This window comes from Streptomyces sp. NBC_01775, assembly GCF_035917675.1.
In the GTDB taxonomy this organism is placed as follows: Bacteria; Actinomycetota; Actinomycetes; order Streptomycetales; family Streptomycetaceae; genus Streptomyces.
Genome location: NZ_CP109104.1, coordinates 2,538,259 through 2,557,425, shown reverse-complemented (window position 1 = coordinate 2,557,425; position 19,167 = coordinate 2,538,259). Strand labels below are relative to the sequence as shown.

Genomic DNA, 19,167 nt, shown 5'->3' with positions numbered 1-19,167 from the left:
CTCTCCTCGACCTTAAGGATCCACTTGACCCTCTCCTCTTCCCTTCCACAGAACGGCCAGCGCATCGCCCAGTCGAACCGCCGAGCCGACGCCCTGATGGAAGAGGATGTCGCTCTGAGTCACACGCTCGACGAGAACCGTGACGGTGATCAGTTCGACCGCTCCGAGCGAGCGGCGCTGCGGCGGGTGGCAGGTCTCTCCACCGAGCTGGAGGACGTCACAGAGGTCGAGTACCGACAGCTGCGCCTGGAGCGCGTCGTGCTGATCGGCGTCTGGACCTCCGGCACCGCCGCCGACGCGGACAACTCCCTCGCGGAGCTGGCCGCACTCGCCGAGACCGCGGGCGCGCTGGTCCTGGACGGCGTCATCCAGCGCCGCGACAAGCCCGATGCCGCCACCTACATCGGCTCCGGCAAGGCCGCCGAGCTGCGGGACATCGTCCTGGAGACCGGCGCCGACACCGTGGTGTGCGACGGTGAGCTGACCCCCGGCCAGCTCATCCACCTGGAAGACGTCGTCAAGGTCAAGGTCGTGGACCGCACGGCGCTGATCCTCGACATCTTCGCGCAGCACGCCAAGTCCCGTGAGGGCAAGGCACAGGTCGCGCTGGCGCAGATGAACTACATGCTGCCCAGGCTGCGTGGCTGGGGCCAGTCGCTCTCCCGGCAGATGGGTGGCGGTGGCTCCGGTTCGGCGGGCGGCGGCATGGCGACGCGTGGCCCCGGTGAGACCAAGATCGAGACGGACCGCCGGCGTATTCGCGAGAAGATGGCGAAGATGCGCCGGGAGATCGCGGAGATGAAGACCGGCCGCGACGTCCAGCGACAGGACCGCAGGCGCAACAAGGTCCCCTCGGTCGCCATCGCCGGATACACCAACGCAGGCAAGTCCTCGCTGCTCAACCGCCTCACCGGCGCGGGCGTGCTGGTGGAGAACGCGCTGTTCGCCACCCTCGACCCGACTGTGCGCAAGGCCGAGACGCCGAGCGGCAGGGCCTACACCCTGGCCGACACGGTCGGCTTCGTACGGCACCTCCCGCACCACCTCGTGGAGGCGTTCCGCTCCACCATGGAAGAGGTCGGCGACGCCGATCTGATCCTGCACGTGGTGGACGGCGCCCACCCGGCGCCCGAGGAGCAGCTCGCCTCCGTGCGCGAGGTGATCCGGGACGTGGGCGCCGCACAGGTGCCGGAGATCGTCGTGGTCAACAAGGCGGACGCCGCCGATCCCGTGGTCCTCCAGCGGCTGCTGCACGCCGAGAAGCACGCGCTCGTCGTATCGGCCCGCAACGGCCAGGGCATCGACGACCTGCGCGAGCTGATCGACAACGAACTGCCGCATCCCTCCGTCGAGCTGGAGGTCCTGCTTCCCTACACCGAGGGCAAGCTGGTCTCCCGCGTGCACAGCCTGGGCGAGGTGCTCTCCGAGGAGCACACCGGCCAGGGCACGGTCCTCAAGGCCAGGGTGCACGAGGAGCTGGCGGCCGAGCTGCGGAAGTTCCAGCCTGTGGCCTGAGCGGCACACCCATGAGCCCGCCCCCGGCGGGGCGTCGAGCACAACGACGGAGGCCCCGCCTCCCTTCCGGAATCCGGAGGGAGGCGGGGCCTTCGCTTATGCCGTGCCTTGTGCTGTGGCTGGTGCTGCCGTTGGAGCGGAGCGCTCCGGTCAGCTGCCGCCGTACTTCTTGCTGATGGTGTCGAAGACCCCCTTGGCCGTCGCACCCAGGCGCGGCCCCGCGAGCCAGGTCGCCGGGTGGGGGCCGATGGAGTTGACCGAGATCAGCTCCGGCTTGCCTGCCGAGCCCTTGACCAGCCAGGCGCCGCCCGAGGCCCCGCCTGTCATCGTGCAGCCGACACGGTGCAGCGCGGGCTGCTGCGGGTCGATGGTCAGATCGCTGGGCCGGTCGGTGCACGAGTACATCTTCGAGCCGTCGAACGGCGGTGCCGCCGGATACCCGTAGGAGCTGACGCCCCGGATACGGGAGGACGACGCGTGGAAGTTGACCTTCACGGCGTTGCCGACCGTCTCCTCAAGGGACTTGCCGCTCTTGTTGACGGGCTCGACGCGCAGCACGGCGAAGTCCTGCTGGGAGCCGCCGCCTCCGGACTTGGCGCCCTTCTGGATCCAGTAGTCGGAAGTCTGCGCCCACTTCACCCACCACTGCCCGTACGGCGCGACCTGCTCGGGCCGCGCGTTGTTGACCGCGGCGGCGGAGAGGCCCCGGTTGTTGTAGGCCGGGATGAAGCTGATGTTGCGCAGCCAGCCGCCGCTCTTGCCGGAGTGCACGCAGTGGCCCGCCGTGGCCACGAGGTTGGACCTGCCCGGGTGGCGAGGGTCCTTCACGACGGTGCCGGAGCAGACCATCGGGCCGTCGGGGGTTTCCATGAAGACCTTGCCGGCCGGTGCCGCGTTGCGCGTGTAGGGCGTGCGCACACCCTTGGCCCTGACCGCGGTGGGCTCCGGGGCCGTCGCGGCCGAGCCCGAGGTGCTCTTGACGTTCTTGGGGACCTGCTTCTCGTTGTCCTCCGCCTTCTTCATTCGCCCCGGGTTCCAGTGACCCTTGATGTACGGGTTGATGAAGTCGGCCGCGTCACGCACCCACTGGTCCTTCTTCCAGTTCTTCCAGGCCCCGCCGCGCCACTCGTCCAGATCCTTCAGCGAAGTGGGAAGGTCCTTCGGCAGCTTGTCGGGAATGCCGAGCTGGTCCTGCTTCTTGCCGGAGTCCTTCGCCGGTGTCGAGGCCGCGGGCTTGGCGTCGTTCTTCTTGTCGTCGCCCCCGCCCGAGTCGCAGGCGGTCGCGGTGACGGCGAGGGCCGCCGCGAGGGCGGCGAAGACCACGGCTGGACGTCCGTGGCGGGATCTGCTTGTGCGTGACATGGAAGGTGTCCCCCTGAGGTGGATCGGCGCGTGGGCGCGCCCTGTTTCTGTGCCGCGGCGGTGCTGCGCCGCGTTGCTGCGCGGCGACGGCTCCTGTGCGGCGGTGTTCCTCCGCCCCCGGTCGCGAGGGCAACCGGGGGCGGAGCGGGAAGGCGCTGGTTCAGCCCTGCTTGCTGACGGCGTCGAAGACGCCCTTGGCCTCCTTGCCGAGGCGGGCGCCCGCCAGCCAGTCGGCGGTGACCGGACCGATCGACGTCACCGACAGCAGCCGCTTGCCCGAGGCGCTCAGCCAGGGGCCACCGGAGGAGCCTGCTGTCATGGTGCAGCCGATGCGGTACATCGTCGGCTGTGCCGGGTCGAGCGTGAGGCGGCCCGGCTTGTCGGAGCAGCGGTACATCTTCGAGCCGTCGAAGGGCGGTGCGGCCGGGTACCCGACGGCGCTCAGGCTCTTCAGCGACTTGACCCGCGGGGTGTTGAAGGCGACCTGCACGGCGCCGCCGGCCTTCTCCTCCAGCGAGGTGGTGCTGCTCTTGTCCTCGGGCTGCACCTTCAGGACGGCGAAGTCCTGCTGCGCGCCCTTGCCGCCCCGGTCTGCGCCGTTGCGGATCCAGTGGTTGGTGGTGCGGGCGTGCTTGGCCCACCAGATGCCGTCCGGTGCGACCGCGCTCTTCGGGGCGTTCTCCAACTGCGCGTTGGGCAGGCCGTTGGGGTTGTAGTCCGGCACGAAGACCACGTTGCGGAACCAGCCCTTGCCGGCGCCGCCGTGCACGCAGTGGCCCGCCGTGGCCACGAGGTTGGACTTGCCCGGGTTGTTCGGGTCCTTGATGACGGTGCCGGAGCAGACCATCGCGCCCTTCGGGGTGTCCATGAACACCTTGCCGACGGGGAAGTTGTCCTTGTTGTACGGCGTCTTCATGGGCGCGGCCTTGACCGGCTTGGGCGTCGCATCGGTGACGCCCTCGTCCTCGCCGGTGCCGTCCTTGCCGCCGCTCTCACTGTCGTCGATGTCCGAATCGTCGACCTTGCGGTCGTTCCCGTCCGCGTCCTTCATGCGATCCGGGTCCCACAGGTCATCGATGATGGGGTTGAAGAACTCCTTGGCCTCGCTCAGCCACTTGTCCTGGTCCCAGTTCTTCCACTGGCCGTTGCGCCACTTGTCGAGATCGTCCAGCGACGTCGGCAGGTCCTTGGGGAGGTCGTCCGGCAGCCCGAGATCGTCCTTGACGTCCCTGGTCTTCTTGGACTCTGTCGGGGACGCGCTGGGCTTCTCGTCCGCCTTGTCGTCCTCCGGGCCGCAGGCGCTCACCGTCACTGTCAGAGCGGCGATGACCGCTGCCGCGGCCAGCGCCGAGCGGCGCCGCGCGGGCCTGGCTATCGATGGCATGGCTGAACTCCCCCTGAAGTGGATCTCGTGCCTGTGTTTTTGTCATGCATCCCGCCGGGAGGGGCGGCACCCCACTATGCCCGGTGAGGTGGGGGACGGGCACAGCAGGGTCGGCGGTTCCGCACACCGGCCGCGTCGTGGGCTGCCCCGCACCGGCCGCGTCGTACGCGCGAGGAGGGGGCCCCGCACCGCCTCCCGGAGCCCGAAGGGATCTTCAACGTGCCCGTGATCCGCCGCCGTTCGCTTCGTTGGTACGTACGGGGGACAGTGGCTCGCTGCCCAGCGCGCCCAGTCGACACCATCGGAGGACACCTCAGTGAACGCGCGCTCCGGAGCCGAAGGCGCCCCGAAGGGCCCGGTCCGTAAGAGGCTCGCCCGGCTCATCGAGCCGGCTGTGCCCCGGCAGTCGCGGCGCACCGGACGCCACGAGGAGCTGAGCGGCCCAGGGCTGGTCCACGGTCCCGGCCATCCGTGCACCGACTCCTCGCTTCACGACGCGGCGGCGCCCGGCGTTGCGGCTGCTCCCAGCGGTGCGGTGGCGCCCACCGGAGTACTGGACGGCCGCAGTGAAGAGCCGGCCGCCCGTGGCGGAGAGCCGGCCGTCCGCGATCAGGAGGCGGCCGAACCCACGGCGGCGGAAGGAGAGACGCCCGCCGGTTCGACCGGTGGACCGGATGGTGCGACATTTCCGCCGGACCCGGAGAGCGGGAAGCCCGTCCACCCGGGCGACGACCCCCTGGAACACCCCAGCGCGCAGCGGGCCGCCGATGCCGCCGCGCTGGAGAATCTGCTGCGCTGCTGGGTACGCGAGACGGGACTCACCCGCCCCGAGGACGGCATCCTGCGCGTCCCGCTCGCCGCCACCGGCACCACCCTCGCCGTTCCGGTGCGCCACTGGTCGCCCGTCGGCTGCCACCGTTTCGACCCGCCCACCCTGGACCGCGCTCCCGACGACGCGCCGCCCCTCGAAGCCGTCGCGCTCGCCGCCCTCATCGGGCGCGAGGCCACGCACGGAGCGCGCCCCGCGCCCGAGCCGGAGAGCGCCGCCCTGGTCGGCCGGGTCGCCGACTCGCTCCAGCGCACCGCCGTCTTCATCAGCGAGCGCAGGGCACACCCGGAACGGCCCGAGGACACCTGCCCGTTCCTCGACGGCGAGCAGGCACTTCTGTTCGGACACCCCCTCCACCCCACGCCCAAGAGCCGTGAGGGTCTCTCCGAGGGCGAAGCCCGGGTCTTCTCACCCGAGCTGCGCGGCAGTTTTCCGCTGCGCTGGATGGCCGTCGACCCCTCCGTTCTGGCCGGGGACTCGGCATGGACCGACCGGGGCAAGCCGGTCCCGGCCGCCGAACTGGCGCGCCGGATGGCGGGGCCCGCGCTCAGCGGACGCCTTCCCGAGGGCCGGGTGCCCCTGCCCCTCCACCCCTGGCAGGCCCGCGAGCTGAGCCACAGCCCCGCCGTCGCGGTGCTGCTGGAGGCCGGTCTGCTGCACGACCTGGGGCAAGGCGGGGAGCACTGGTATCCGACCTCCTCCGTGCGCACCGTCTTCCGGCCGGGCGGCACCGCCATGCTCAAGCTCTCCCTGGGGCTGCGTATCACCAACTCCCGTCGGGAGAACCTGCGCAAGGAGCTGCTGCGCGGCGTCGAAGTGCACCGGCTGCTGCGCGGCGACCTGGGCGCGGCGTGGCGCGCCGCGCACCCGGGTTTCGACATCGTCCGCGACCCCGCCTGGCTCGGCGTCGACCTCCCCGGTGAGGGACGTCTCCACGGCTTCGACACCGTCATCCGGCACAACCCCTTCGGCCCCTCCGACGACGCCGTCTGTGTCGCCGGACTGACCGCGCCCGTGCCTGACCCGGCCGGGCCGCCGATGGCGCTGCGATCTCGGCTCGCCCGGGTGATCGCCTCCCTGGCCGCGCGGACGGGCCGCCCGTCCGCGGCCGTGGCCGCCGAGTGGTTCCTGCGGTATCTGGACGCCGTCGTCCGCCCCATTCTCTGGCTCGACGCACACGCCGGGATCGCGCTGGAGGCGCACCAGCAGAACACCCTTGTGCTCCTCGACGCCGAGGGCTGGCCCGAGGGCGGGCGCTACCGCGACAACCAGGGTTACTACTTCCGAGCCTCCCGCAGGGAGGAGCTGGACAAGCGGCTGCCGGGCACGGGTCTCGGAGTATCCAGCGACACCTTCGTCGCCGACGACGTCACCGACGAACGCTTCGCCTACTACCTCGGTATCAACAACGTCCTCGGTCTCATCGGTGCGTTCGGCGCCCAGCGCCTCGCCGACGAACATCTCCTGCTCGCCGCCTTCCGGCGCTTCCTGGAGGGCGCGGCGCGCGGCAGCGGGGACGAGCCCGTATCGCCGCTGCCCGCGCTCCTCCTGGAGTCCTCCACGCTCCGCTGCAAGGCCAACCTGCTCACCCGCCTGCACGGGATGGACGAGCTGGTCGGCCCGGTCGACACCCAGTCCGTCTACGTCACCCTCGACAACCCCCTCGCCCTCTGACCCCCGGCCCCCAGCATGGGAGGAGACGTCGTCATGCCGCACCCCCAGCCAGGTTCCGCACCACCCGCCGGTCCCCCCGGCCTCGGCACGGTGGATCCCGGCTCCAGCACCAGCAATGACGACACCCTGAACCTCGAACTGCCGCAGCAGTGGAACGACCTGCTCGCGCAGCGGGAGGGATACGGCCCGCCGGAGACCTGCGCCGGACCCCCGCAGCACGGCGGGCTGCTCGACTCACCCGCCGGCTGGCCGGCCGCCGAGACCGGCGTGGGGCACTTCCAGCTCGCCCCCGTGCACCTCGGGCGCGATCTGCCGCTGATCTCCGCCTGGATGAACGATCCAGCCGTCGCGGCATTCTGGGAGCTGGCGGGCCCCGAACGGGTCACCGAGGCCCACCTGCGCCCCCAACTGGAAGGCGACGGACGCAGCGTGCCCTGCCTGGGGGTGCTCGACGGCGCGCCCATGAGCTACTGGGAGCTGTACCGCGCCGATCTCGACCCCTTGGCGCGCTATTGCCCCACCCGGCCGCACGACACCGGCATCCATCTGCTGATCGGCGGAGTGGCTCACCGGGGGAGGGGCGTCGGCACGTCCCTGCTGCGGGCCGTCGCCGACCTGGTGCTCGACCGGCGCCCGCTGTGCTCACGCGTGCTGGCCGAGCCCGACGTACGCAACATCCCCTCCGTCGCCGCCTTCCTGGGCGCCGGATTCCGCCTCAGCGCCGAGGTCCAGCTCCCCGCCAAACGCGCCGCCCTGATGGTCCGGGACCGCGCGCTGCGCCACGCGCTCTGAGCGGTCGGGTCCGAGGGCCGACGCCCCGGCGGCTCGCCGTCCGGATGCCCGGAGGACCGGGCGACCGGACTCCCCGGTGGACCGGACGACCGGATGCTCCGAGTTCCGGGCGGACCGGCATCCGGCCGACGGCCCCGTCCCGGCCACCGCCTCCGGCCACCATCCGGTCCCCGGCACCCGGCTGTCGCCCTCGGCCCCCGGCCAACGGCCGGCCCTCCAGTGGCCCGTCCCCCAAAGGGCCACCGTCCAGGACCCGCCCGCAGCCTCTCCGTACTCCTCGTACCTCTGCCGCACCGCACACCGAAACCGTCCCCCTCCCACAAGGAGCAACCCCGTGTCCCAACCCTCGATCGGATCCTCGTCGAACGACTCCGTCCCGCTAGCCCTCCCCGCCGGCCTGGACCGGCAGCACTGGGGCCACGCCGCCCGTCGGCTGCTCGCCAAGATGATCTCCGAGTTCGCCTACGAGGAGATCCTCCAGCCCCACCCCGAGCCGGGGCCCGCAGCCGACGCGTACAAGCTGATCGTCGACGACGCCCTCACCGTCCGCTTCCGCGCCCGACGGGGCGCCTACGGTCACTGGAGCGTCGATCCCTCCTCGCTGGACGACGGACTCGATCCGCTGGTCTTCTTCGCCCGTGCCCACAACCTGCTCGGCCTCAGCTGTGACACCACGGGCCACTACCTGCGCGAGCTGACCGCCACCCTCACCGCCGACGCCCGGCTGCTGGCCTCCGAGCTGCCCGTCGCCGAACTCGCCTCCCTCGGCTACGCGCAGCTGGAGGGCCACATGGACGGACACCCCTGGCTGGTCGCCAACAAGGGGCGCCTCGGATTCTCCGCGACCGACACCGCGCGCTGGGCACCGGAGGGCCGCACCGCGGGCCCGCTTCCCTGGATCGCCGTACGCGAGGGACTGGCGGAGTACCGGGGGGTGCCCCGCCTGGGCCGGCCGCACCAGCTGTACGCACGCGAGCTGAGCCCCGAGACGCTCCTCGGCTTCCACGAGACGCTGCGCTCGCGCGGGCTCCCCCCGCAGGAGTATCTCTACCTACCCGTGCATCCCTGGCAGTGGGACGAGACCATCGCGCCCCTGTTCGCCTCCTCGCTCGCCGAGGGAGCCATCGTGCCGCTCAGCACGGACGGCGATCAGCGGCTGCCCCAGCAGTCCGTACGCACGTTCCTCAACACCAGCAGGCCCGACCGGCACACCGTCAAGCTGCCGCTCGCCATCTTGAACACCCTGGTGTGGCGCGGTCTGCCGACCGAACGGACGCTGGCGGCCCCGGCCGTCACCTCCTGGGTGCAGAGCCTGCGCGACGGGGACCCCTTCCTGTCCCAGGAGTGCCGGGTCGTCCTGCTGGGCGAGGTCGCGTCTGTCGCCGTCGCCCACCCGGTCTACGACAAACTGCCCGAGGCCCCATACCAGTACCGCGAGTTGCTCGGCTGTATCTGGCGCGAGCCGCTGGCCCCCTACCTCGCTCCCGACGAACACGCCCGCACTCTCGCGGCCCTCATCCACACGGATGCCGCGGGGCGGGCCCTCACCGCCGAACTCGTGCGCCGCTCGGGCCTGGAGCCCAGAGCGTGGCTGCGTCACTTGTTCGCCGCGCTGCTGCCGCCGCTGCTGCACTTCCTCTACCGCTACGGCACCGTCTTCTCGCCCCACGGGGAGAACGCGATCGTCGTCTTCGACGAGCAGGACGTGCCCGTACGGCTGGCGATCAAGGACTTCGTCGACGACGTCAACATCAGCGCCCAACCGGTGCCCGAACTGGACTCCATGCCTGAGGACGTACGTTCGGTGCTGCTGAGCGAACCCCCCACGTTCCTCACGCAGTTCATCCACTCCGCGCTCTTCGTGGGCGTCTTCCGCTTCCTCGCACCCCTGTGCGAGGAACAACTCGGGGTGCCCGAGGACAGCTTCTGGTCACTCCTGCGTGCCGAGATCGACCGCTACCAGGAGCGCTTCCCCGCCCTGAAGCCCCGCTTCGAGACCTTCGACCTGCTCACTCCCCGCATCGAGCGACTTTGCCTCAATCGCAACCGTCTGCATATGGACGGCTACCGTGACAGGTCCGAGCGTCCCCACGCCGCCGTGCACGGGACAGTGCGCAATCCCTTGCACGGACCGTAGCCGTACGGACCGAACCGGTCATGGCTGGAAGGAGCCGGAAGGAGCCGGTCTCCGTGAGGCGGAGTGTCAGTGCCGCCGCGTAGGGTGTCGGATCTATGAGCAAGCCCGCCCTCACCGAACTCCTCCAGGCCGCCGTCACTGCCGTCGGGGGTACTGAACGCCCAGGTCAGGCCGCCATGGCCGACGCCGTCGCCGAGGCCGTTGACGACGGACGCCACCTCCTCGTGCAGGCGGGCACCGGCACCGGCAAGTCGCTGGGATATCTGGTCCCGGCGCTCGCGCACGGCGAGCGCGTGGTGGTCGCCACCGCCACGCTCGCGCTCCAGCGTCAGCTCGTCGAGCGCGACCTGCCGCGCACGGTCGACGCGCTGCACCCGCTGCTGCGCCGCCGCCCCGAATTCGCCATGCTCAAGGGTCGGTCGAACTACCTGTGTCTGCACCGCCTCCATGAAGGCGTACCGCAGGAAGAGGAGGACGGGCTCTTCGACCCCTTCGAGGGCGCGGCCCCCACCTCCCGCCTCGGCAAGGACCTGCTCCGTCTGCGCGACTGGTCGGACGAGACGGAGACGGGCGATCGGGACGACCTCACCCCGGGCGTCTCCGACCGCGCCTGGTCGCAGGTCTCGGTGGCCTCCCGCGAGTGCCTGGGCGCCAGCAAGTGCGCCTACGGAGCCGAGTGCTTCGCCGAGGCGGCGCGGGAGCGCGCCAAGCTCGCCGACGTGATCGTCACCAACCACGCGCTGCTGGCCATCGACGCCATCGAGGGCGCCCCGGTCCTGCCCGGCCACGAGGTGCTGATCGTCGACGAGGCGCACGAGCTGGTCTCCCGCGTCACCGGCGTGGCCACCGGCGAGCTGACCCCGGGCGGAGTGAACCGCGCGGTGCGCCGCGCCGCCAAGCTCGTCGACGAGAAGGCGGCCGACCAGCTCCAGACGGCCTCCGAGACGTTCGAGCGGCTGATGGAGCTGGCTCTCCCGGGCCGCCTGGAAGCGGTCCCCGAGGACCTCGGGTACGCCCTGATGGCGCTGCGCGACGCGGGCCGCAACTGCCTGAGCGCCCTGGGCAACACCCGTGACAAGTCCGTCCAGGACGAGGACGCGGTCCGCAAGCAGGCCAAGGCCGCGGTCGAGACTGTGCACGACGTCGCCGAACGAATCCTGGAGGGCTCCGAGTTCGACGTCGTCTGGTATGAACGCCACGACCGCTACGGCGCCTCCCTGCGGGTGGCTCCCCTGACGGTCTCCGGGCTGCTGCGCGAGAAGCTGTTCACGGACCGCTCCGTCATTCTCACCTCCGCCACGCTCAAGCTGGGCGGGGACTTCAACGGGGTCGGCGCGTCCCTCGGCCTCGCCCCCGAGGGCATCGGTGACGACGACGAGGAGTCGCAGACGCCCCCGTGGAAGGGGCTCGATGTCGGTTCCCCGTTCGACTACGGCAAGCAGGGCATCCTCTACGTCGCCAAGCACCTCTCGCCGCCCGGCCGGGACGCCTCACGCGCCGACATGCTGGATGAGCTGGCGGAGCTGGTCGAGGCCGCCGGCGGGCGCACGCTCGGGCTCTTCTCCTCAATGAGAGGTGCCCAGACGGCGGCCGAGGAACTGCGGGGGCGGCTGGGGCTGCCGATCCTCCTCCAGGGTGAGGAGACGCTGGGGGAGCTGATCCGCCGGTTCTCCGAGGACCCGGAGACCTGTCTGTTCGGCACGCTCTCGCTGTGGCAGGGCGTCGATGTGCCGGGCCCGAGCTGCCAGTTGGTGGTCATGGACCGCGTGCCCTTCCCCCGTCCGGACGACCCGCTGATGAGCGCCCGGCAAAAGGCCGTGGAGCAGTCGGGGGGCAACGGCTTCATGGCCGTCGCGGCGACGCACGCGGCGCTGCTGATGGCCCAGGGCGCGGGCAGGCTGGTGCGGGCAACGGGGGACAGGGGAGTGGTCGCGGTCCTCGACCCCCGGTTGGAGCGTGCGCGGTACGGCAGCTTCCTGCGCGCCTCCATGCCCAGCTTCTGGTACACGACCGACCGCAACCAGGTGCGCCGATCCCTGGCCGCCATCGACGAGGCGGCCAAGCAGCCCTGAGGGCTTTCAGGGGTGCGGCCCGCAGACATGGCGACGGGCCGCAGGCACGGGCGAGGGCCCGCAGACACGTCGTACGGCCCGCAGGCATGGCGACGGGCCGCCGGTTCCGGTGCGGAGGGAACCAGCGGCCCGTGAGCCTCCGGCCGCGAGGGGCCGTACAGCGTGCCGGAAAGGTCTTTCCGGGAGACGAGAATCAGGGGGCGGGAGGTCTCAGACCCTCCGCAGTACGGCGACGACCTTGCCGAGGATGGTGGCGTCATCGCCCGGGATCGGCTGGTACGAGGCGTTGTGCGGCAACAGCCAGACGTGCCCGTCCTCGCGCTTGAAGCGCTTGACGGTCGCCTCCCCGTCGAGCATCGCGGCCACGATGTCGCCGTTCTCGGCAACCGGCTGGCGCCTGACGGTGACCCAGTCCCCGTCGCAGATCGCGGCCTCGACCATCGAATCTCCGATGACCTTGAGGACGAACAGATCGCCGTCGCCGACGAGCTGGCGTGGCAGCGGGAAGACATCCTCGACCGACTCCTCGGCGAGGATGGGCCCCCCGGCTGCGATCCGGCCCACCAGCGGGACGTAGGAGGCGGACGGCTTGCCTGTCGTGTCGGCCGCGGCCTGCGCCGTGCTGGGCGTGTCCGAGCCGCGCACCTCGTAGGCGCGAGGGCGGTGCGGGTCACGACGGAGGAAACCCTTCCGCTCCAGTGCCATGAGCTGGTGCGCCACCGAGGAGGTGCTGGAGAGGCCCACGGCCTGGCCGATCTCGCGCATGGACGGCGGGTAGCCGCGCCGCTGGACGGAGTCGCGGATCACCTCGATCACCCGTCGCTGCCGGTCCGTGAGCCCGGAACTGTCCGCCCGGATGCCGGGAGGTCGCCCTGGCAGCGAGCGCTTCGCCTGTGGACCTTCCTGAGTCTCTGCGTTCATGGCGTCATTCACCGGCTGAATCTCGTCGATTGCCTGCGCTGAGCGGTTCTGGGAGGTGATGGTGGCGCTGTCTGCTGTCGTGGTCACGTCGGCCCCTCTCGAACGGTTCTCCCTAGTTGGACAACGGTAGTTGGTTTCGAAAGGTTGCGCCAAACACACGTTCGAGTGAAAATTCCCAGTTCACCGGACTCTGCCCGCTCAAGGGGTGTATGGGTCGCGCCCTGGGGGTCCAGCCGCCGCAAGGGGCCGGCCTCCGCCGCCGTCGTGCACAGTCTCGCAGGCGCGCCCCGCGCCTCTCCGAGCACCCCGCTTCGCGTAGGCTCGGGCCGCGCCGAGCGCGACACGCGTAGGGGCCGCGATGATGTCTGGCTACCAGATCTAGTGGTTTGATGAGCGCGCGCCACCAGAAGTTGTGGTCCCCGGTGCTCACTCCGGGAGAACTTCGCCTATGCTGGGGTGCGCGTCGAGGGGCCTCTGTGACGGGGCTGCTCCGGCGTTATCTGTCATGCACGGTGAGGGCTCCGAGAGCCCTGGGAGGGTGAATTCGATGCACTGCCCCTTCTGCCGGCACCCCGACAGCCGCGTGGTCGACAGTCGTACGGCCGACGACGGCGCGGCGATCAGGCGGCGGCGCCAGTGCCCCCATTGCTCCCGTCGCTTCACCACCGTGGAGAACGCGTCACTGACAGTGATCAAGCGCAGCGGAGTCACCGAGCCCTTCAGCAGGGACAAGGTCATCGCTGGTGTCCGCAAGGCGTGCCAGGGCAGGCCCGTCACCGAGGATGCCCTGGCCCAGCTCGGCCAGCGCGTGGAGGAAGCAGTCCGCGCCACCGGCAGCGCCGAGCTGTCCACCCATGACGTCGGGCTGGCCATACTCGGCCCGCTCCAGGATCTCGACCTGGTCGCCTACCTGCGATTCGCCTCGGTCTACAAGGCGTTCGAGTCCCTGGAGGACTTCGAGGCGGCCATAGCCGAACTGCGCGACGCGCACCCGCCCGCCGCCGCCGGAAGTGACGGCTCCGTGGGAAGGGACTCCGCACAGGGCGGCTCGGCACGGGACGGCTCCGCACAGGGCGGCTCCGCGGAAGGCGGGCAGAGAGCGGGCAACTCCGCCGGGGGCGACAGCGGTGGAGGGGGCCAGCGGCCCGGTGAGCGCGGCGGGGGCAACGGCGCCTCCGGTGCCCCCGCGTCCGTAGCCGCCGACTGAGCGGCCGGCCGCCGCCGCGAGCGGGGCCGAAACGCCGGGCCATGGGTGCCCGGCACACACAGAGACCTGGCCTGGCCACACACCGTGTCCGGGTCAACAGACAGGCACAGTTCTCGGGGAAGAACCGGGGCATGTTGGGGCGTTATGCCCCACACAGGGAGGCGGAATGACAGAGACGACGAGCGGCCCGGCACGCGGCTCCCGCGCGAAGGGCAGCAGCAAGGCGAACAAGGGGCTGCGCATCGAGCGCATCCACACGACTCCCGGCGTGCATCCGTACGACGAGGTGAACTGGGAGCGCCGCGACGTCGTCATGACCAATTGGCGCGACGGCTCGATCAACTTCGAGCAGCGTGGCGTCGAGTTCCCCGACTTCTGGTCGGTGAACGCGGTCAACATCGTTACGAGCAAGTATTTCCGGGGAGCTGTGGGCACCCCGCAGCGGGAGAGCAGCCTCAAGGAGCTGATCGACCGCGTGGTGAAGACCTACCGGGCTTCGGGTGAGGAGAACGGTTACTTCGCCTCTCCCGAGGACGCCGAGATCTTCGAGCACGAGCTGGCATATGCCGTGCTGCACCAGGTCTTCGCCTTCAACTCCCCGGTGTGGTTCAACGTAGGCACCAAGCAGCCGCAGCAGGTCAGTGCCTGTTTCATCCTGTCCGTCGACGACTCCATGGAGTCGATTCTCGACTGGTACAAGGAAGAGGGAATGATCTTCAAGGGGGGCTCGGGCGCCGGTCTGAACCTCTCCCGCATCCGTTCCTCCAAGGAACTGCTCTCCTCCGGCGGCAACGCCTCCGGTCCTGTCTCCTTCATGCGCGGTGCCGACGCCAGCGCCGGGACGATCAAGTCGGGCGGCGCCACCCGCCGCGCGGCCAAGATGGTCGTCCTGGATGTCGACCACCCCGACGTCGAGGCCTTCATCGAGACCAAGGTGAAGGAGGAGGAGAAGATCCGGGCCCTGCGGGACGCGGGCTTCGACATGGACCTGGGCGGCGACGACATCGCCTCCGTCCAGTACCAGAACGCCAATAACTCCGTGCGCGTGAACGACGAGTTCATGAAGGCCGTCGAGTCCGGCGCGAAGTTCCCGCTGCGTGGGCGCATGACGGGTGAGACGGTCGAGGAGGTGGACGCCAAGTCCCTCTTCCGCAAGATGGCCGAGGCCGCCCACGTCTGTGCCGACCCCGGCATTCAGTACGACGACACCATCAACCACTGGCACACCTCGCCGGAGACGGGCCGTATCACCGCCTCCAACCCGTGCAGCGAGTACATGCACCTGGACAACTCCTCGTGCAACCTGGCGTCGCTCAACCTCATGAAGTTCCTGCGCGACGACGACAAGGGCAACCAGTCCTTCGACGCGGAGCGCTTCGCGAAGGTCACCGAGCTGGTCATCACCGCGATGGACATCTCCATCTGCTTCGCGGACTTCCCCACGGAGAAGATCGGCGAGACGACCCGCGCCTTCCGCCAGCTGGGCATCGGCTACGCCAACCTCGGCGCCCTGCTGATGGCCACCGGCCACGCCTACGACAGCGACGGCGGCCGTGCCCTGGCCGGTGCCATCACCTCCTTGATGACCGGCACGTCGTACAAGCGCTCGGCCGAGCTGGCCGCGGTCGTCGGCCCGTACGAGGGCTACGCCCGTAACGCGGACGCCCACAAGCGCGTCATGAAGCAGCACGGCGACGCCAACGACAGCGCCCCGCGTGCCGACGACCTCGACAACCCGGTGTGGGCCGCGGCCACCGAGGCATGGCAGGACGTGCAGCGGCTCGGCAAGAAGAACGGCTTCCGCAACGCGCAGGCGTCCGTGCTGGCCCCGACCGGCACCATCGGCCTGATGATGGACTGTGACACCACTGGCGTCGAGCCCGACCTGGCCCTGGTCAAGTTCAAGAAGCTCGTCGGCGGCGGCTCGATGCAGATCGTCAACAACACGGTGCCCAAGGCCCTCAAGCGCCTCGGATACCAGCCGGAGCAGATCGAGGCGATCGTCGAGCACATCGCCGAGCACGGCAACGTCGTGGACGCGCCAGGCCTCAAGCCGGAGCACTACGAGATCTTCGACTGCGCCATGGGCGAGCGCTCCATCTCCCCGATGGGACACGTCCGGATGATGGCGGCGGCCCAGCCGTTCCTGTCCGGCGCCATCTCCAAGACCGTGAACATGCCCGCGAGCAGCACGGTTGAGGACGTCGAGGAGATCTACCTCCAGGGCTGGAAGCTCGGCACCAAGGCGCTCGCCGTCTACGTCGAGAACAGCAAGGTCGGTCAGCCGCTGTCCGCGAAGGCCAAGGACGAGAAGAAGGACGAGCAGCCCGAGCCCGAGAAGGTCATCGAGTACCGTCCCGTCCGCCGCCGCCTCCCGAAGGGTCGTCCCGGCATCACCACCTCCTTCACGGTGGGAGGCGCCGAGGGCTACATGACGGCCAACTCCTACCCGGACGACGGCCTGGGTGAGGTCTTCTTGAAGATGTCCAAGCAGGGTTCGACCCTCGCGGGCATGATGGACGCCTTCTCCATCGCGGTCTCTGTCGGCCTTCAGTACGGAGTGCCGCTGGAGACCTACGTTTCGAAGTTCACCAACATGCGCTTCGAGCCTGCCGGTATGACGGACGACTCGGACGTGCGGATGGCGCAGTCGATCGTCGACTACATCTTCCGTCGCCTGGCGCTGGACTTCCTGCCGTTCGAGACGCGTTCGGCCCTGGGTATCCACTCGGCGGCCGAGCGGGAGCGGCACCTGGAGACCGGCTCGTACGAATCGTCCGACGAGGACTTCGACGCCGACGGGCTGGCCCAGTCCGCGCCCAAGGCGGAGCGGGTCGCGCCGAAGGAGGAGGCCAAGGACGCCAAGGATGTCCAGCGGACCGCCACCGAACCGGAGGCTGCGGCTCCCGCACCCAGGGAGGCGCACAACTCCACGGAGCTGATGGAGATGCAGCTCGGCCTCAACGCCGACGCTCCGCTCTGCTTCTCCTGCGGCACCAAGATGCGCCGCGCCGGTAGCTGCTACCTGTGCGAGGGCTGCGGCTCGACCAGCGGCTGCAGCTAGTCGCCCATGAGGAGGGGGAGGCGGCCAAGGGCCGGCTCCCCCTCCTCTGCTGTGTGCTGTGGTTCTGTGGCCGTGCTCTGGGTCTTCGGCGCCTTCCGTGGGGGAGAGGGCGAGGGATCGCCAGGTCCGTGAGGTCCGCCAGGTCCGCGACGTCATGAGGTCCGCGAGGTCCGCGAGGTCCGCGAGGTCCGTGAGGTCCGTGAGGTCCGCGAGGTCCGTGAGGGAAGTGCGTTGTGGACGCGGACGTCGACTGGTGGACTCACCCGATGGACGCGCGGACGCTGTGGATCCGGCAGCTTCACCAACGGGGCGACGCCGGGACCTTGGCCGGGGTCGGCGAGCATGTCGTTGTCCACGAGCGCCGCACCCGGCTGGTGTGCCTCGACCGGCACGAGGGGGCAGTGCGCTGGGACACCGGGATCCGCACGCGCCCTTACGACGTCGTCACCGCCCCCGCCCCCGGTCCCGGCGCTGGCTCTGTTCTCGTACAGGAAAACGACCGGCTGTCGTGTCTCCGGCTCACCGACGGCGCTGGGGTATGGAGCGTGGGCCTGCCGCGCTATTGCAGGTCACCGGTGATCGCCGGGGACACGGTGGTGACAGGAGGATGGCGCGGCTACACGCCGTTGACCGCGTTCCGGCTCGTCGACGGTCGGCCGCTCTGGCGTACCCCGGAGCCTGCGCGCACCGCGAAGCCCCTGGTCTGGGGCGGTGGGGTGCTGGTCGGCAGCGGGACGGACGTCCGGCTCATCGATCCGGGCAGTGGCCAGGAGCTGTCGCGCTGGAGGCTCCCGGAAGCGCTGACCGAAACCGACCACCGCCCCGCGTTCACGGCGATCGGCCAGGACCGGTGCCTTGCGCGGTGCGGCAGGCGGTCCCTTGTGACCTTGCGGCTGTGCTCCGGGCATGTCGAACCGTTCCTGAGTCATGACGCCGACCTCGCTGCCAGTGCTGCGGAGTTCGCCGGTGGGGTGGTGTGGGTGAGGGAGGCGCGCGTCGCATCAGATGGGGCGTGTGGCCGACTGGCTGTCGCGCCCGAGAACGGCCGGGTGGTGGGGCGTGTGGACGTGCGGGAGCCGCTGGTGGGTGATGTGGTCCCTGTTCCTGGCCTGGTATCGGGCGCGGGATTCGCGGTGGTCGGCGACAGCGGGGTCCTCTGTCTGCTGGAGCGCGAGGGCCGGATCGTCCACCGCATACGGTCCAGACCACCGGGCCGTGCCCTTGCGCTGCGAGGCCTCGGTGGCGACCTACTGGCCGTGGTGGGGCGGGGCACGCTGCGGGCTGTGGCTCTGACCTCGTGACTTTGCGAGGCCGGTGAGGCCGTGAGCCCCGGGACGAGAGGCCGTGAGCCCCGGGACGAAGAGCGCAACGGGGTGCGGTCGGGGTCGCGTGCATGTCCCCGCACTGCCGGGTGGATGCCCTGGGAACTGATGCGCGAGGGGCCGAGCCGTCACCGGGATGGCCGTACGATAGCGCGGTGCTGGTCAAGTGGATGCGCTGCACCGTCGTCGATCGCCCAGGGTTCGCAAGGGCGCAGCGGAAGTGGGCTGGGCTGCTCGGAGAGCCTGGGTTCCGTGGCCAGGGCGGTGGCTGGAGCCGTGCTCAGAGCGGGGTCGCGCACCTCTTCGGCTTCTGGGAGAGCCGCGCCTTCTACGACTCGTTCATGGCGCGCTCGCACGACCGGCTCCACGCCTCGCAGGTCGGCACGTACAAGGAGGCGCAGGTGCGGCTCTTCGAATACCGCTTCGATGTGAAAACCGGCTTCCGTCCCGTCTTCACCGATGCGGACCTGCTGCGGGTGGCCCATTGCCGAGTGCGCCCCGAGCGGGCCGAGCACTACATCTTGATGCAGGAGAAGGTGTGGAACCCGGCAATGGCCGGATCGCCAGGCATGCTGCGCGGGGTCTTCGCACAGGCACACACCGAGCCCCGGACACGCACCGGGGCCCGGACGCGTACGGGAGCACAGGACCGCACCGAGCCGCTGGCCGGCACCGAGGAACAGGCCCGCACCGAGCCGCAGGCGGAGGCACACGCCGAGGACGAGTTTCTGGTCCTTTCGATGTGGGACTCGGCCGCCGAACACGGAAAGTACCGTGCTGACCGCGTCGAGCGGCTGGCCCTGCGCGCCCAGACGGGCGCCGACGTCACCGACGTCTCAGGAGACGTGATCGACCTGGAGCCGGGCTGGACTGTCTGACCTAGTGTGG

At 70.3% G+C, this 19,167-nt stretch carries 12 protein-coding genes; 9 read left to right on the top strand and 3 right to left on the bottom strand.

Annotated features, from left to right (window positions below; translation table 11 throughout):
• Positions 1–24 precede the first annotated feature (24 nt).
• Positions 25–1,515: a GTPase HflX gene (hflX, locus tag OHB04_RS11475; protein WP_326807412.1), complete on the top strand. Its 1,491-nt coding sequence runs from the start codon at positions 25–27 to the stop codon at positions 1,513–1,515.
• Between the two features lie 150 nt (positions 1,516–1,665).
• Here hflX and OHB04_RS11470 read toward each other — a convergent pair whose 3' ends face one another.
• Positions 1,666–2,877, bottom strand: coding sequence for a trypsin-like serine peptidase (locus tag OHB04_RS11470; protein WP_326807411.1), 1,212 nt, complete (start codon positions 2,875–2,877; stop codon positions 1,666–1,668).
• Positions 2,878–3,037: 160 nt separating this feature from the next.
• Complete coding sequence (locus OHB04_RS11465; protein ID WP_326687574.1) at positions 3,038–4,261, bottom strand: trypsin-like serine peptidase; 1,224 nt, start codon at positions 4,259–4,261, stop codon at positions 3,038–3,040.
• Positions 4,262–4,577: 316 nt separating this feature from the next.
• Here OHB04_RS11465 and OHB04_RS11460 point away from each other — a divergent pair, with 316 nt between their 5' ends.
• The 4 genes from OHB04_RS11460 (at position 4,578) to OHB04_RS11445 (ending at position 11,765) form a co-directional block, all read left to right on the top strand.
• The gene (locus tag OHB04_RS11460) at positions 4,578–6,764 is read left to right on the top strand and encodes an IucA/IucC family protein (protein WP_326807410.1); all 2,187 of its coding nucleotides are present in this window, start codon (positions 4,578–4,580) and stop codon (positions 6,762–6,764) included.
• Positions 6,765–6,797: 33 nt separating this feature from the next.
• The gene (locus tag OHB04_RS11455) at positions 6,798–7,556 is read left to right on the top strand and encodes a GNAT family N-acetyltransferase (RefSeq protein WP_326687572.1); all 759 of its coding nucleotides are present in this window, start codon (positions 6,798–6,800) and stop codon (positions 7,554–7,556) included.
• A 397-nt stretch (positions 7,557–7,953) separates the two neighbouring features.
• Entirely contained in the window at positions 7,954–9,693 is a 1,740-nt protein-coding gene (locus OHB04_RS11450; protein ID WP_326692681.1) for an IucA/IucC family protein, read from the top strand.
• A gap of 95 nt (positions 9,694–9,788) precedes the next feature.
• Positions 9,789–11,765 carry an ATP-dependent DNA helicase gene (locus OHB04_RS11445; RefSeq protein ID WP_326687571.1) on the top strand — a complete coding sequence of 659 codons (1,977 nt, stop codon included), beginning with the start codon at positions 9,789–9,791 and terminating at the stop codon, positions 11,763–11,765.
• 210 nt (positions 11,766–11,975) lie between these two features.
• On the opposite strand, the gene lexA is transcribed toward OHB04_RS11445, so the two are convergent.
• On the bottom strand, positions 11,976–12,773 hold the full coding sequence (lexA, locus tag OHB04_RS11440; protein ID WP_326687570.1) for a transcriptional repressor LexA: 798 nt from the start codon (positions 12,771–12,773) through the stop codon (positions 11,976–11,978).
• A gap of 460 nt (positions 12,774–13,233) precedes the next feature.
• Between lexA and nrdR the strand changes: the two genes are divergently transcribed.
• The 4 genes from nrdR (at position 13,234) to OHB04_RS11420 (ending at position 19,157) form a co-directional block, all read left to right on the top strand.
• Positions 13,234–13,893, top strand: coding sequence for a transcriptional regulator NrdR (gene nrdR, locus OHB04_RS11435; RefSeq protein ID WP_326687569.1), 660 nt, complete (start codon positions 13,234–13,236; stop codon positions 13,891–13,893).
• A gap of 166 nt (positions 13,894–14,059) precedes the next feature.
• Positions 14,060–16,957 carry a vitamin B12-dependent ribonucleotide reductase gene (locus tag OHB04_RS11430; RefSeq protein WP_326687568.1) on the top strand — a complete coding sequence of 966 codons (2,898 nt, stop codon included), beginning with the start codon at positions 14,060–14,062 and terminating at the stop codon, positions 16,955–16,957.
• A gap of 233 nt (positions 16,958–17,190) precedes the next feature.
• A complete protein-coding gene (locus OHB04_RS11425; protein ID WP_326687567.1) occupies positions 17,191–18,258 on the top strand; it encodes an outer membrane protein assembly factor BamB family protein in 1,068 nt (355 codons plus the stop codon).
• 176 nt (positions 18,259–18,434) lie between these two features.
• Positions 18,435–19,157 carry a YdbC family protein gene (locus OHB04_RS11420; RefSeq protein ID WP_326687566.1) on the top strand — a complete coding sequence of 241 codons (723 nt, stop codon included), beginning with the start codon at positions 18,435–18,437 and terminating at the stop codon, positions 19,155–19,157.
• The last annotated feature ends 10 nt before the right edge of the window (positions 19,158–19,167 follow it).

What these genes read in the sequence shown, in the direction of transcription:
- OHB04_RS11470 (WP_326807411.1), bottom strand. Translation starts at nt 2,877, where the DNA reads ATGTCACGCACAAGCAGATCCCGCCACGGACGTCCAGCCGTGGTCTTC.
- OHB04_RS11465 (WP_326687574.1), bottom strand. Translation starts at nt 4,261, where the DNA reads ATGCCATCGATAGCCAGGCCCGCGCGGCGCCGCTCGGCGCTGGCCGCG.
- OHB04_RS11455 (WP_326687572.1), top strand. Translation starts at nt 6,798, where the DNA reads ATGCCGCACCCCCAGCCAGGTTCCGCACCACCCGCCGGTCCCCCCGGC.
- OHB04_RS11445 (WP_326687571.1), top strand. Translation starts at nt 9,789, where the DNA reads ATGAGCAAGCCCGCCCTCACCGAACTCCTCCAGGCCGCCGTCACTGCC.
- nrdR (WP_326687569.1), top strand. Translation starts at nt 13,234, where the DNA reads ATGCACTGCCCCTTCTGCCGGCACCCCGACAGCCGCGTGGTCGACAGT.
- OHB04_RS11430 (WP_326687568.1), top strand. Translation starts at nt 14,060, where the DNA reads ATGACAGAGACGACGAGCGGCCCGGCACGCGGCTCCCGCGCGAAGGGC.